The organism is Methylobacterium crusticola, from assembly GCF_003574465.1.
Classification (GTDB): Bacteria; Pseudomonadota; Alphaproteobacteria; order Rhizobiales; family Beijerinckiaceae; genus Methylobacterium; species Methylobacterium crusticola.
On the sequence record NZ_QOWC01000008.1, the window covers coordinates 13694 to 26555 of the forward strand.

Sequence of the window (12862 nt, forward strand, 5' to 3'; positions counted from 1 at the left end):
CCCGCATGGATTCCGACATCGTCCTCCTGTTCCTCCAGCAGGGCATCGCGTCCGGCCTCGTCACGGGCTCGGTCTACGCGCTGCTCGCCATCGCCATCGTGATCGTGTTCCGCACGACCGACGTCGCGAACTTCGCCGAGGGCGAGTTCTACATGGCGGCCGCCTACTTCGCGTTCTTCCTGATCGCGATCGCGGGCGTCCCGATCTGGCTCGCCCTGCCCCTCACCCTGGTGGCGGCGGCCCTCGCCGCCGGCCTGTTCCAGCGCGTCGTGCTGCGCCGGGTCGCCGCCGCGCGCGGGGTCGCGGTCAACCTCGTCATCGCGACGCTCGGCCTGTCCTACGTGCTCAAGGGCCTCGTGCGGGCGACCGGCTTCGGCGACACGCCCCGCACCTTCCCGTCGGTGGTGCCGGACGGCTCGGTGACCCTCGGTGAGGCCTCGCTGAGCTACCTCGACCTGACGATCCTCGCCGCCGCCCTCGCCGTGATGGCGGCCTTCTTCGCGGTCTTCAACCTGACCCGGACCGGCCGGGCGATGCGGGCGGTCGGCATGAACCGCCGGGCCGCGCAGCTCGTCGGGATCAACCTCGGCCGCACCGAGAGGCTGGTCTGGGCCTTCGCGGGCGGCATCTCGTCCGTCGCCGCGATCCTGATCGCCCCGAAGCTCCTGATGACCGCCGAGATGGGCGTCGTCGTCACCCTCGCGTTCGCGGCCGCGATCGTTGGCGGGTTCACGAGCCTGCCGGGCGCCGTGGTCGGCGGCTTCATCATCGGCGTCGCCGAGAACCTCGTCGGCCTCTTCGTCTCCACCCGGGCGATCAACGTCGCTCCGTTCGTGATCATCATGCTGGTCCTGGTCTTCAAGCCGCAAGGGCTGTTCGGCGGCCGTCTCCGGGTGAGGAAGGTATGAGCGCGCGCGTCCTCGCCGCCGTCGCGGTCGTCCTCGTCGGGCTCGGCCTGGCGCTGCCGGCGCTCGCCACCGGCTACGTCGTCTACATCGCCAACCTGCTCCTGGTGTTCGTGGTGCTGTCGCTCGGCCTCCACCTCGTCATCGGCGAGGCCGGCCAGTTCTCGCTCGCGCACGCGGCGTTCTACGGCATCGGCATCTACACGGCGGCGCTCTCCTCGAAGGTCCTGGGCCTGCCCTTCCTGGCGGCGCTCCTGGCGGGCGGCGTCCTCGCGGCCCTGTGCGGCCTCGCCATCGGCGTGCTGTCGCTGCGCATGCGCGACATCTACCTGGCGCTCTCGACCTTCGCCTTCGGCGAGGCGATGCAGTGGGTGTTCCTGAACTGGACGCCGGTCACGGGCGGGCCGAACGGCCTCGCGATCCCGCCCGCCTCGTTCCTCGGCCGGCCGATCCTGTCCGACAAGGCGGCCTTCCCGGTCGTCGCCGGGGTGACGCTCGTCGTCATCGCCCTCGTCGCCGGCCTGCACGCCTCGGGCCTCGGGCGCGCCTTCCGGGCCGTGCGCGAGTCCGAGGTCGCGGCCGCCGCCGTCGGCATCGACGTGCGGCGCACCAAGCTCCTCGCCTTCACGCTGTCGGCGTTCCTCGCCGGCGCGGCGGGCGGGCTGTTCACCACCTTCTCGACCTTCATCCACCCCGACAGCCTCGGCTTCCAGACCACGATCCTGGTCCTGACCATGATCGTGGTCGGCGGCATCGGGTCGGTCACCGGGGCGGTCGGCGGCGCGGTCGTGTTCGGGCTGGTCTCTGAGCTCCTGCGCCAGGTCCCGTCCTACCAGGAGGTCATCTACGGCGGCATCCTGATGCTGTTCATGATGTACGCCCCCCGCGGGGTGTTCGCCCTCGTGGGCCGGCGCTGAGGAGGGCGCGCGATGGACAGCCACCTCGCCCTCGACCGCATCGTCATGCGCTTCGGCGGCCTCACGGCGGTGAACGGCCTCTCGATGAGCGTCGCGCGCGGCGCGATCCACGCGCTCATCGGGCCGAACGGCGCCGGCAAGTCGACGGTGTTCAACTGCGTGTCGCGCATCTACCGCCCGACCGAGGGACGGATCCGCTTCGAGGGGCGCGACATCACCGGGCTGCCCGCCCACGCGATGGCCGGCCTCGGCATCGCCCGCACCTTCCAGAACCTCGAGCTCTTCAACGAGCTCACGGTGCTCGAGAACGTGATGCTCGGGGCGTTCTCGCGCCTCGAGACGCGCCTGGTCGAGCGCCTGTGGCCGGCCTCGCCCCGGACCCGCGCCCGGGCGGAGGAGATCCTGGAGGGGACCGGGCTCGCGGATGTCCGCCACGTGAGGGCGAACGGCCTCGACTTCGGGCGCCAGAAGCTCCTGGAGGTGGCGCGGGCCCTCGCGCTCTCCCCGAGCCTGCTGCTCCTCGACGAGCCGGCGGCCGGGCTGCGCTCCCGGGAGATCGAGCGGCTCGACACGATCCTGACCGACCTCAACCGGGAGCGGGGCATCACCATCCTGCTCGTCGAGCACGTGATGCAGCTCGTGATGTCGATCTCCGACCGGATCACGGTCCTGAGCTTCGGCGAGAAGATCGCGGAGGGCACGCCCGAGGCGGTGCGCGGCGATCCCCGCGTCATCGAGGCCTATCTCGGCACGAAGCAGGCCGGGGAGGCGACGCACCATGGCTGACCTCCTCGAGCTCTCCGGCATCTCGGCCGGGTACGGGCGCATCGAGGCCCTGTCGGGCGTGAGCCTGCGGGTGCCGGAGGGCGGCATCGTTGCCCTGCTCGGGGCGAACGGCGCCGGCAAGACCACGACCCTCAACGTCATCTCGGGGATCGTGACGCCGACGCACGGCGAGGTGCGCCTCGCCGGCCGCCCGCTGCGGGGCCTCGGCTCGGACAGGGTCGTGGCGGCGGGCATCTCCCAGGTGCCGGAGGGCCGCGAGATCTTCCGCGACATGACGGTCCACGAGAACCTGGTGATCGGCGCCCAGCTGCGCCGCGACCGGGCCGGCATCGCGCGCGACATCGACGTGATGACGGGCTACTTCCCGATCCTCGCCCAGCGCTTCCGGCAGATGGCCGGCACCATGTCGGGCGGCGAGCAGCAGATGCTGCTGATCGCCCGGGCGCTGATGGCCCGGCCGCGGCTCCTCCTGCTCGACGAGCCCTCCCTCGGCCTGTCGCCGCTCCTGGTGCAGCAGATCTTCGACATCATCGTGCGGCTGCACCGCGACGAGGCGCTGACCCTGCTGATCGTGGAGCAGAACGCCGCCGTCGCGCTCGCGGTCTCGCACTACGCCTACATCCTCGAGAACGGCGAGGTGGTGGCCGAGGGCGCGTCGGCGGACCTCGCCGCCGACGACAGCCTGCGCGCCGCCTACCTGGGCGCATGAGGCGCCGATCCGGGCGCGTGACGCGCCGAAACGAGCACCTGAAGCGGAGCCGCCGATGAGCGAGAGACCCTATGCCCTGGTCACCGGGGGCGCGAGCGGCATCGGCCGCGCCATCACCGGGCGCCTGGCCGAGGACGGCTTCCACGTCGTGGTGGCCGACCTGAACGAAGCGCTCGCCGGCGAGGTCGCGGCCGGGCTCCGGGCCGGCGGCCTCTCGGCCGAGGCGAGGGGCCTCGACGTCACCGACGAGGCGGCGGTCGCGCGCCTCGTCGCCGACCTGCCGCCCCTGCGGGCGCTCGTCAACAACGCCGGGCTGTTCCGCGACCGGCCGTTCGAGACGACCGGGGCCGAGGATTTCCGGCGCGCCTACGAGGTCAACACCATCGCGCCCTTCCTGCTCGCCAAGGCGGCGCTCACCCGGATGGAGGCGGGGGCCCGGATCGTGAACATCGCCTCGCGGGCCTATCTCGGCGCCCGCAACCAGGTGGATTACGTCGCCTCGAAGGGCGGCGTGGTCAGCCTGACGCGGGCCCTCGCCATGGAGGTGATCCGCCGCGGCATCCTCGTCAACGCGGTGGCGCCGGGCCTCATCGACACGCCGCTCCTGCGCCAGATGACGCCGGAGCGGATCGAGGCGCAGCTCGCCCTGCAGCCGACCGGGCGGGCCGGCCGGCCCGAGGACGTCGCGAACGCGGTCTCCTTCCTGGTCTCGCCACGCACCGCGTTCATCACCGGCCAGGTCCTGTTCGTCGACGGCGGCAAGTCCCTCGGCGGCACGGCGGCCTGAACCGGCCGCAGGAGGCAACCCCATGAGCGATCCCGTGAGCGATCCCGTAAGCGATCCCGTGAGCGATCCCGTGAGCGCGGGCGGTCCCGCAGGCGAACCCTGCGTCGCGCTCGTCACCGGTGCCGGCTCCGGCATCGGGCGCGCCACCACCCTGCGCTTCGTGTGCGCCGGCGCCCGGGTGCTCGCCCTCGACCGCGACCCGGAGGGCGTCGCGGAGACGCGCCGCCTCGCCGGGGACCCGGGCCGCGTCGCGACCCTCGTCGAGGACGTCACCGCCGAGGGCGCCCCGGCCGCCGCCGTCGCGGCGGCCCTGCGGCACTTCGGGCGCCTCGACTGGCTCGTGAACAACGCCGGCATCGGCAACGCCAAGGCGGCCGACCAGACCAGCGACGCCGAGTGGGACCGCTACGTCGACGTCAACCTGCGCGCGCTGTTCCGCTTCTCGCGCGAGGCCCTGCCGCACCTCGCGCCCGGCCGCGGGGCGATCGTCAACCTCGCCTCGGTGTTCGGGCTGTTCGGGCATCCCCGGGTCGCCCCCTACGCCGCCACCAAGGCGGCGGTCGTCGGGCTGACCCGCCAGATGGCGGCCGATTACGGCCCCGCCGGCATCCGGGTGAACGCCGTGGCGCCGGGCGTGATCGAGACCGCCCTCACCCGCGGGCGCATCGACGCCGACCCCCGCTTCCAGGCGCTCAACATCGACCCGATCCCGTTCCCGCGCCTCGGGCGGCCCGAGGACGTCGCCAACGCGATCTACTTCCTGTGCTCGCAGGAGGCCTCCTACGTCAGCGGCCACGTGCTCGCCGTCGACGGCGGCTGGAGCGTGACGAACTACTCGCGCCGGGGCGCCGCGCTGTGAGCGAGGCGGCGGCGCACGCCGCGGCCCCGGCGACCTTCGACCTCGAGACGGACGTGATCTGCGTCGGCGCCGGCGCCGGCGGCATGAGCGCCGCGCTCACGGCGGCCATCGAGGGGCTCGGGGCGATCCTCGTGGAGAAGACCGACCGGGTCGGCGGCTCGACGGCGGTCTCGGGCGGGGCCGTCTGGATCCCCGGCAACGCCCGCAGCGCCGAGGCGGGCCACCCGGACACGCTCGAGCGGGCCAAGCTCTACCTCGACCGCATCGTCGGCAACTGGTCGAGCGACGCCATGAAGCTCGCCTTCCTGGAGGCCGGCCCGCGGATGCTCGACTACCTCGAGCGCCACACCGAGCTGCGGCTCGTGGCGCGGACCTACTCGCCCGACTACTACCCCGACGCCGAGGGCGCCGCCCTCGGCGGCCGCTCGATGGACCCGCTCGCCTTCGACGGCCGCGCGCTGGGGGCGCACTTCGCGACCCTGCGCGACCCCCTGCCCGAGTTCAGCGTGCTCGGCGGCATGATGGTGACGATGACGGACGTCCACCACCTCCTCGGCGCGACCCGGTCCTTCGCCTCGTGGAAGCACGGGATGAGGCTCGTCGCCCGCTACGCCGCCGACCGCCTGCGCCACCGGCGCGGCACCCGCCTCGTGCTCGGCAACGCCCTGGCGGGGCGGCTCTACAAGAGCGTCCTCGACCGCGGGATCCCGGTCTGGCTGGAGAGCCCGGCCCGGCGCCTCGTCCTGGAGGACGGGCGCGTCGTCGGCCTCGTGGTCGCGCGCGAGGGGCGCGAGGTGGCGATCCGCGCCCGCCGCGGCGTCGTGCTCGCCACCGGCGGCTTCCCGAACGACCCGGAGCGCCGCGCCGCCCTCCTGCCCCGCCCGACCGGCGCCTGGTCGATGGCGCCGGCCGCCAGCACCGGGGACGGCCTGAGGCTCGGCGAGGCCGCCGGCGCGACGGTGCGGGGCGAGAACGCCTCGAACGTCTTCCACGCCCCGGTCTCGATCCTGGAGAAGCCCGACGGGACCGTGGTGCGGTACCCGCACCTCGTCTGGGAGCGGGCGAAGCCGGGGCTGATGGCCGTCAACGGCGCCGGCCGGCGCTTCGTCAACGAGGCGACCTCCTACCACGAGTTCGGCCTCGCCATGCACGAGAGCCACCGGAGCGTCCCGAGCATCCCCGCCTACCTGATCTGCGACGCCCCCTTCCTGAAGCGCTGGGGCCTCGGGCTCGCCCTGCCGGGCGGGCGCCCGTTCCGGCACCTCGTGGCGGCCGGCTACCTCGCGGAGGGCCGGACCCTCGACGACCTCGCCCGGCAGCTCGGCCTCGACGCCGCCGCCCTCGCGGGGAGCGTCGCGTCCTTCAACCGCGGCGCGCAGCAGGGCCGGGACGAGGATTTCGGCAAGGGCGGGGACGCCTACAACCGCTACCTCGGCGACCCGAGGGCCGCGGACCGCAACCCCTGCCTGGGCACGCTCGAGACGGCGCCGTTCTACGCCGTCCGGGTCTATCCGGGCGACATCGGGACGGCCGGCGGCATCGTGACGGACGAGAACGCCCGCGTGCTCGACCGGGACGGCCGACCGATCCCGGGCCTCTACGCGGCCGGGAACGACATGAACTCGGTCATGGGCGGCACCTACCCGGGCCCCGGGATCACCCTCGGGCCGGCCCTGACCTTCGGCTGGCTCGCCGGCCGGCACCTCGCCCGAAACCCCGCCTGAAGGGGGCGGCCGCCTCGCGGCGCGGCACGCGGGGTCGCGGCGCGCTGAGGGCGCCCGCCCCGTCGCCCGGGGCTTTCCCGCGGCGGGCCCGCGGCCGCGGGCGCTCCCCCGGCCTGCGCCATGGTGGCGCACGATCGGGTTGCGACACAGGAGAACCGGTCCACATGTCGCCGGTTGTAGGATGGGTTGCCGGCGGTCGTGTTCGGGCCCGCCGGAGTACCGCGTATTGACGCAAGCCGCATATGACACGCTTCGCGCCGGGACGGAGCGAGCCGCGAGCGCGACAGTGCGGGCGGTCGTCGCCATCCCGGTCTGCAACGAGGCCGAGCGCATCGGGGCGTGCCTGGAGGCCCTCGACCGGCAGGACGGGGCCGAGACGGTCGGCGTCGTGCTGTTCCTGAACAACTGCACCGACGGCACCGCGCACGAGGTCGCGGCCGTGCTCCCGGGCCTGCGCTGCCGCGTGCGGGTCGTCGCGCGCGACTTCGCCGGCGCGCAGGCCGGCTGGGCGCGGCGCGAGGCCATGCAGGCGGCGGCCGAGTGGCTCGAGCAGGACGGCGTCCCCGACGGCGCGATCCTGACGACCGACGCCGACAGCCGGGTCCCGCCCGACTGGGTCTCGCGCAACCGCGCCGCGCTCGAGGCGGGGGCCGACGCCGTGGCGGGACGCATCGCGCTGGATCCCGACGAGGCCGCCCGGCTGCCCGCCGCCCTGCACGCCCGCGGGCGCCTCGAGGGACGCTACGAGGCGCTCCTCACCGAATTGGCGGCGCGCATCGATCCCGTGCCGCACGACCCGTGGCCCTGCCACTGGACCACCTCGGGCGCGACGCTGGCGGTGCGCCTCGCGGCCTACCGCGCGGTGGGCGGGATGCCGGCCGTCCCGGTCGGCGAGGACCGGGCCTTCGTGGCGAGCCTGCAGGCCCACGGCGCCCGGGTGCGCCACGATCCGGACATCACGGTCATCACCTCGGGCCGCCTCGACGGGCGCGCGCCGGGTGGCGCGGCCGACACCATGAAGCTGCGCTGCGCGCAGCCCGAGAGCCCCTGCGACCCGCGGCTGGAGGCGCTGCCGCGCGCCCTCTGGCGCTACGGCTGGCGCCGCCGGCTGCGGCGGCTTCACGCCCGGGGCCGGCTCGACCGGACCATCCTGTGGGCCCCCTGGCTCGACATTCCGCGGGACGAGGCGCGCGCCATCGCGGCCCTGCCGGCCGTGAGCCGGATCCTCGCGGCCGTCGAGGCCGCGAGCCCCCGCCTCGCCCGCGCGCCGCTGCGGCCGCGGGAGCTCGCCGCCCAGATCCGCCGCACGGAGGCCCTGCTCGCCCTCCTGCGCACCGGGGCGCAGGTCGGGCGCCAGTGCCGGCGCGCCGGGCTCATCGCGGGCTCGCCCGCCGGGGCGGCGCGCCCGGGGGCGCTCACCTCCCTCGGCGCCACCATGGCGATCCGGGATTCCTCCGCGGAGGGCGTCGAGAATGCCTGAGCGCGCGGGCCTGATGTACGCGGTCCAGAAGCACGCGGCGCGGCGGCTGCACTACGACGTCCGGCTGGAGCTCGCCGGCGTGCTGAAGAGCTGGGCCGTGACCCGCGGGCCGAGCCTCGTCGCGGGCGAGCGTCGCCTCGCGATCCCGGTGCAGGATCACGGGCTCGACTACGTCCACTTCGAGGGCGTCATCGCGCCGGGACGCTACGGCGCGGGCGTCGTCCTGCTCTGGGACCGGGGCACCTGGGAGCCGGAGGGCGACCCGGCGCTCGGGCTCGCCGCCGGCTCCCTGGCGTTCCGGCTCCGCGGCGTCAAGCTCGGCGGGCGCTGGCGGCTCCTGCGGATGAAGGAGCGTCCCGGCGCGCGGCGCGTCTCCTGGCTGCTGGTCAAGTCCGCCGACGAGGCGGCCCGCCGGCCCGGGGACCCGGACGTGCTGGAGGCGCAAGCCCGCTCGGTGGCCACGGGCCGCACGGTCGAGGAGATCGCGGCGGCGGGCTGAGCGGGCCCGCGGGGCGCGGTCCGGTGATGACGGGCCCCGGGCTGGCGGGGCCGAGGCGGCGGCACGGGCGCGGTCCTACGCGCCGGGAGAGGCGGATCACGTGAGCGAGAGAGCCCCATCGGCGAACCACCCGGACCCGTGCCGCGCGGCGCGCGAGGCGGCCCGCGCCGCGACGGCGCGGGCCGGCGACCAGGACCACGACGGCGGCTTCCCGGCCGAGGACGTGGCCGATCTCGGGCGCCTGGGCCTCCTCGGCGCGCCCGTGCCGCGGGAGGCGGGCGGCGCCGGGCTCGGCCAGGAGGCCGGCGCGCGGGACCTGCGCGAGGTGCTGCGCCTCGTCGGCTACGGCAGCCTCGCGCTCGGGCGGGTCTACGAGGGGCACGTCAACGCGCTCCAGCTCGTCGCCCGCTTCGGCGCCCCGGGCCAGCGCGAGCGCCTGTTCGCGGATGCCCGCGCCGGCCACCTGTTCGGGGTCTGGAACACCGAGCCCCCGGAGGGCGGCCTCGTGCTGTCGGAGCGCGGCCTGACCGGGTGCAAGACCTTCGCGTCGGGCGCGGGCTTCGTGACGCGGGCCCTCGTCACGGCCCGCCGCGCCCCCGGCGGCCCCCCCCTGATGCTGGTCGTGCCGCTCGAGCCCGGCACCCGGGCCGACCTCTCGGCCTGGCGCGCGCACGGGATGCGCGCCTCCGCCACCGGCACGGTCGACTTCACGGGGCTCGCGCTCCCGGGCGACGCCGTGCTCGGCGGGCCCGACGACTACCACCGCCAGCCCCTGTTCTCCGGGGGCGCCTGGCGCTTCGCCGCGGTGCAGCTCGGCGGCATCGAGGCCGTCTTCGACGCCTGGCGGGCGCACCTCGCGCGGACCGGGCGGGGCGACGATCCCCACCAGCTCGCCCGCCTCGGCGAGGGCGCCCTCGCGCTCGAGGGGGCCCGGCACTTCGTCGCGCGGGCGGCGGAGTGCGTCGCCGCGGAGGCGCTGGCGCCCGCGCGCCTCGTCGCCTTCGTCAACCTCGCCCGGCTCGCGGTGGAGCAGGCCGGGCTCGACGTCCTGCGCCTCGCCCAGCGCTCGGTCGGCCTCCAGGGCTTCCTGCGCGAGCACCCGCTCGAGCGGCTCTCGCGGGACCTCGCGACCTACCTGCGCCAGCCCGCCCCGGACCGGGCGCTGGCCCAGGCGGCGGCCGAGATCCTGGCGGCGGGGGGCCTCGCAGGCGACCTCTGGCGGCCGGGAGAGCCGTGATGCGGGCCGACGCCTTCCTGGCCGCCGCGGAGGCGCTGCCCTTCGGCGACCTCGCCGACCTCGCCGGAGGCGGCGGCCTCGTCGTGGTGGCGCCCCATCCCGACGACGAGAGCCTCGGCTGCGGGGGCCTGATCGCCGAGGCCTGCGCGCGCGGCGTGCCCGTGCGGCTGGTGGTGGTGAGCGACGGCGTCGGCTCGCACCCGGGCTCGCCGAGCCATCCGCCGGAGCGCCTGCGCGCCTTGCGCGAGGCGGAGACCCTGGCGGCCGTCGCGGCGCTCGGCCTCGAGGCGGGCAGCGTCGGCTTCCTGCGCCTGCCCGACCGCTTCGTGCCGGCCGCCGGCCCGGAGGCGGAGGACGCCGCGCAGGCGATCGCGCGGGCCGCCCGGGCGTGCGGGGCCGGGGCGCTCCTCGTCACCTGGGCGCACGATCCCCATTGCGACCACCAGGCCGCCGCCGCGCTGGCGCGCCGCGCCGCCCGTGCGCTCGAGGGCGTGCGCCTCCACGCCTACCCGGTCTGGGGCTGGACGCTGCCGGGGGAGACGGAGGTGGGCCCCGCCCCCCGCGGGATGCGCCTCGACGTCTCGCGCCACCTCGGCGCGAAGGCCCGGGCGGTCGCCGCCCACCGCTCGCAGGTCACGGACCTGATCGACGACGATCCGCAGGGCTTTCGCCTCGCGCCCGCGATGCTGGCCCGCTTCGCCCGGCCGTTCGAGATTTTCCTGGAGGTCGCCCCGTGAGCCGGCACACCGCGTCCCTGCCCCCCGCCTACTTCGATGCCCGCTACGCCGACGACCCCGACCCCTGGCGCTTCGCCACGAGCGACTACGAGCGCGGGAAGTACGCCGCGACCCTCGCGGCCCTGCCGCGGGCCCGCTACGCCGCGGCCCTGGAGGTCGGCTGCTCCATCGGCGTGCTGACCGCGGCCCTGGCGGAGCGCTGCGACGCGCTCCTCGCCCTCGACGTCGCCGAGAGCGCCCTCACGCAGGCGCGGGCGCGGTGCGGCCACCTCGGCCACGTCCGCTTCGCCCAGACCCGGATCCCCGGCGCCTGGCCGCCCGGGCGCTTCGACCTGATCCTCCTGTCCGAGGTCGTCTACTACCTCGACGCCGCCGACGTGGCGCACCTCGTCGAGCGCCTGCGCGGGGCCCTGAACCCGGGCGGGGACGCGGTCCTGGTGCACTGGACCGGGGAGACGCACTATCCCCTGACCGGCGACGAGGCCGCGGGCCTCCTGATCGAGGGCGCGCGGGCTTTCCTGACGCCGACCCGCCAGGAGCGGACCGAGGCCTACCGCCTCGACGTGCTGCGCGCCGGACCGTGACGGCCCGCGCTAGATCGTGACGGTCCGCGCCGGCCGTCACGAACCGGGGCCCGCGGCCCTGGCCGGGCGCCGCGCCCGATCCAGATTGCTCCGGGACGGCGCCCGCCGCGTCGTCACGCGGAGACCGGCGCCGATGCGAACGACCCTGCCTCCCATCGCGGTGATCGGTGCCGGCTTCAGCGGCACCATGGCGGCGATCCACCTGAGCCGGCTGATGCCCGAGCGCCCGGTGCTGCTGTGCGAGAAGTCGGGCGCCTTCGCCCGCGGCCTCGCCTACGCCACCGGCTGCACCGATCACCTGCTCAACGTCCGGGCCGCCAACATGAGCGCCTTCCCGGACGAGCCCGGGCACTTCGCGCAGTGGCTCGAGCGCGGCGCCCCCGACGGCGCCGCCGGCACCCGGGCGACGCCGGCCGGGCTGTTCGCGGCGCGCGGCGTCTACGGGCGCTACCTCACCGACCTCCTCGTCGCGGCCCTGTCCGAGCCGGCCGCGGGCCCGCGCCTGATGCTGGAGAACGATGAGGTCGTGGACCTCGCGCCGGCCGAGGGGGGCTACCGCCTGACCCTCGCGGCCGGCCGGACGCGCCTCGTCGCGGGCGCGGTCCTGGCCTGCGGCAACCTGCGCAGCCCGCGCGGGCCGCGCAGCCGCTACGCCATCGACCCCTGGGACCCGGGCCGCCTCGACGACCTGCGGGACGACATGCCGCTCCTGATCGTCGGCACCGGCCTCACCATGGTGGACGCCGTGGCGGCCCTGCGCCAGCGGGGCTTCACGGGGCCGATCCTCGGCGTGTCGCGCCACGGCCTCCTGCCCCGGGTCCACGCGCCGGTGGTGCCCTGGCCGGCCCCGGACCTGCCGGCGGCGGTGCGCCGCTCGCTCCCCGCCCTCGTCCGGGCGATCCGCCGGGAGGTCGCCCGCGCGAGCGCCGCCGGGGCCGACTGGCGCAGCGTGATCGACGCCCTGCGGGGCGCCAGCGTCGAGCTCTGGCGCGGCCTGCCCCTCGCCGAGCAGCAGCGCTTCCTGCGGCACGTCCGGGCCGTCTGGGACGTGCACCGCCACCGGATGGCGCCGCCCGCCGCCGAGATCGTGGCGCGCGAGCTGGAGCGGGGCGGGCTCACCCTGCGCCGGGCCCGCGTCACCGCCATCGCCGACGAGGCGGGCTTCGCGCGGGTGTCCCTGCGGGAGCGCGGCGGCGCCCCGGGCGTCGTCGCGGTCCAGCGCATCATCGACGCCGCCGGCGTCGGCCGCGTCGCCGACACCGACGACCTGCTGCTGCGGCGGCTGATGGCGCGCGGCCTGATCCGGGCGGACGCCCTCGGCCTCGGCCTCGCGGTGGCGGACGACCTCGCCCTCGTCGACGCGCACGGCGAGGCCGGCGGGCCGCTCTGGACCCTCGGCCCGCTCCTGCGCGGGACCCTGTGGGAGTGCACGGCGGTGCCGGACATCCGGGGCCAGGCCGCCGCGCTCGCCCGGACCGTCGCGGCCCGCCTGGGGACCCGGCGGGCGGAGCCGGTCGCGGCGGCGCAGCGCGCCTGAGGCGCGCCTCGGGCGCACGCCTGAGGCGTGCCTCGGGCGCACGCCTGAGGCGTGCCTCGGGCGCACGCCTGAGGCGTGCCTCGGGCGCACGCCTGAGGCGT

The 12862-nt window shown here is 76.0% G+C and carries 13 protein-coding genes; all 13 read left to right on the plus strand.

The window, feature by feature from the left end:
- The first annotated feature begins 5 nt into the window (after nt 1–5).
- The 13 genes from DT057_RS09275 (at nt 6) to DT057_RS09335 (ending at nt 12761) form a co-directional block, all read left to right on the plus strand.
- The gene (locus tag DT057_RS09275) at nt 6–908 is read left to right on the plus strand and encodes a branched-chain amino acid ABC transporter permease (protein WP_128561805.1); all 903 of its coding nucleotides are present in this window, start codon (nt 6–8) and stop codon (nt 906–908) included.
- Nucleotides 905–1822 carry a branched-chain amino acid ABC transporter permease gene (locus DT057_RS09280; protein ID WP_128561806.1) on the plus strand — a complete coding sequence of 306 codons (918 nt, stop codon included), beginning with the start codon at nt 905–907 and terminating at the stop codon, nt 1820–1822. Before DT057_RS09275 ends, DT057_RS09280 begins: the two co-directional genes overlap by 4 nt.
- Nucleotides 1823–1834: 12 nt before the next feature.
- Nucleotides 1835–2608, plus strand: a complete 774-nt coding sequence (locus DT057_RS09285) for an ABC transporter ATP-binding protein (RefSeq protein ID WP_128561807.1) — start codon at nt 1835–1837, stop codon at nt 2606–2608.
- Nucleotides 2601–3317: an ABC transporter ATP-binding protein gene (locus DT057_RS09290; RefSeq protein ID WP_128561808.1), complete on the plus strand. Its 717-nt coding sequence runs from the start codon at nt 2601–2603 to the stop codon at nt 3315–3317. Before DT057_RS09285 ends, DT057_RS09290 begins: the two co-directional genes overlap by 8 nt.
- Nucleotides 3318–3372: 55 nt before the next feature.
- Nucleotides 3373–4104 (plus strand): SDR family NAD(P)-dependent oxidoreductase, encoded by a 732-nt coding sequence (locus DT057_RS09295; protein WP_128561809.1) that lies wholly within the window; start codon nt 3373–3375, stop codon nt 4102–4104.
- A 22-nt stretch (nt 4105–4126) separates the two neighbouring features.
- Nucleotides 4127–4963: an SDR family NAD(P)-dependent oxidoreductase gene (locus tag DT057_RS09300; RefSeq protein ID WP_128561810.1), complete on the plus strand. Its 837-nt coding sequence runs from the start codon at nt 4127–4129 to the stop codon at nt 4961–4963.
- Nucleotides 4960–6687, plus strand: coding sequence for an FAD-binding protein (locus tag DT057_RS09305; RefSeq protein WP_238313421.1), 1728 nt, complete (start codon nt 4960–4962; stop codon nt 6685–6687). Before DT057_RS09300 ends, DT057_RS09305 begins: the two co-directional genes overlap by 4 nt.
- 286 nt (nt 6688–6973) lie before the next feature.
- Nucleotides 6974–8167, plus strand: coding sequence for a glycosyltransferase family 2 protein (locus tag DT057_RS09310; protein WP_238313419.1), 1194 nt, complete (start codon nt 6974–6976; stop codon nt 8165–8167).
- Nucleotides 8160–8666: a DNA polymerase ligase N-terminal domain-containing protein gene (locus tag DT057_RS09315; protein WP_128561812.1), complete on the plus strand. Its 507-nt coding sequence runs from the start codon at nt 8160–8162 to the stop codon at nt 8664–8666. The genes DT057_RS09310 and DT057_RS09315 overlap by 8 nt, the downstream gene beginning before the upstream one ends.
- 100 nt (nt 8667–8766) lie before the next feature.
- Nucleotides 8767–9903, plus strand: coding sequence for an acyl-CoA dehydrogenase family protein (locus DT057_RS09320; RefSeq protein WP_128561813.1), 1137 nt, complete (start codon nt 8767–8769; stop codon nt 9901–9903).
- The gene (locus DT057_RS09325; protein ID WP_128561814.1) at nt 9903–10640 is read left to right on the plus strand and encodes a PIG-L deacetylase family protein; all 738 of its coding nucleotides are present in this window, start codon (nt 9903–9905) and stop codon (nt 10638–10640) included. The genes DT057_RS09320 and DT057_RS09325 overlap by 1 nt, the downstream gene beginning before the upstream one ends.
- Complete coding sequence (locus DT057_RS09330) at nt 10637–11224, plus strand: SAM-dependent methyltransferase (RefSeq protein ID WP_128561815.1); 588 nt, start codon at nt 10637–10639, stop codon at nt 11222–11224. Before DT057_RS09325 ends, DT057_RS09330 begins: the two co-directional genes overlap by 4 nt.
- A 133-nt stretch (nt 11225–11357) precedes the next feature.
- Nucleotides 11358–12761: an FAD/NAD(P)-binding protein gene (locus DT057_RS09335; RefSeq protein WP_128561816.1), complete on the plus strand. Its 1404-nt coding sequence runs from the start codon at nt 11358–11360 to the stop codon at nt 12759–12761.
- Nucleotides 12762–12862: the final 101 nt, after the last annotated feature.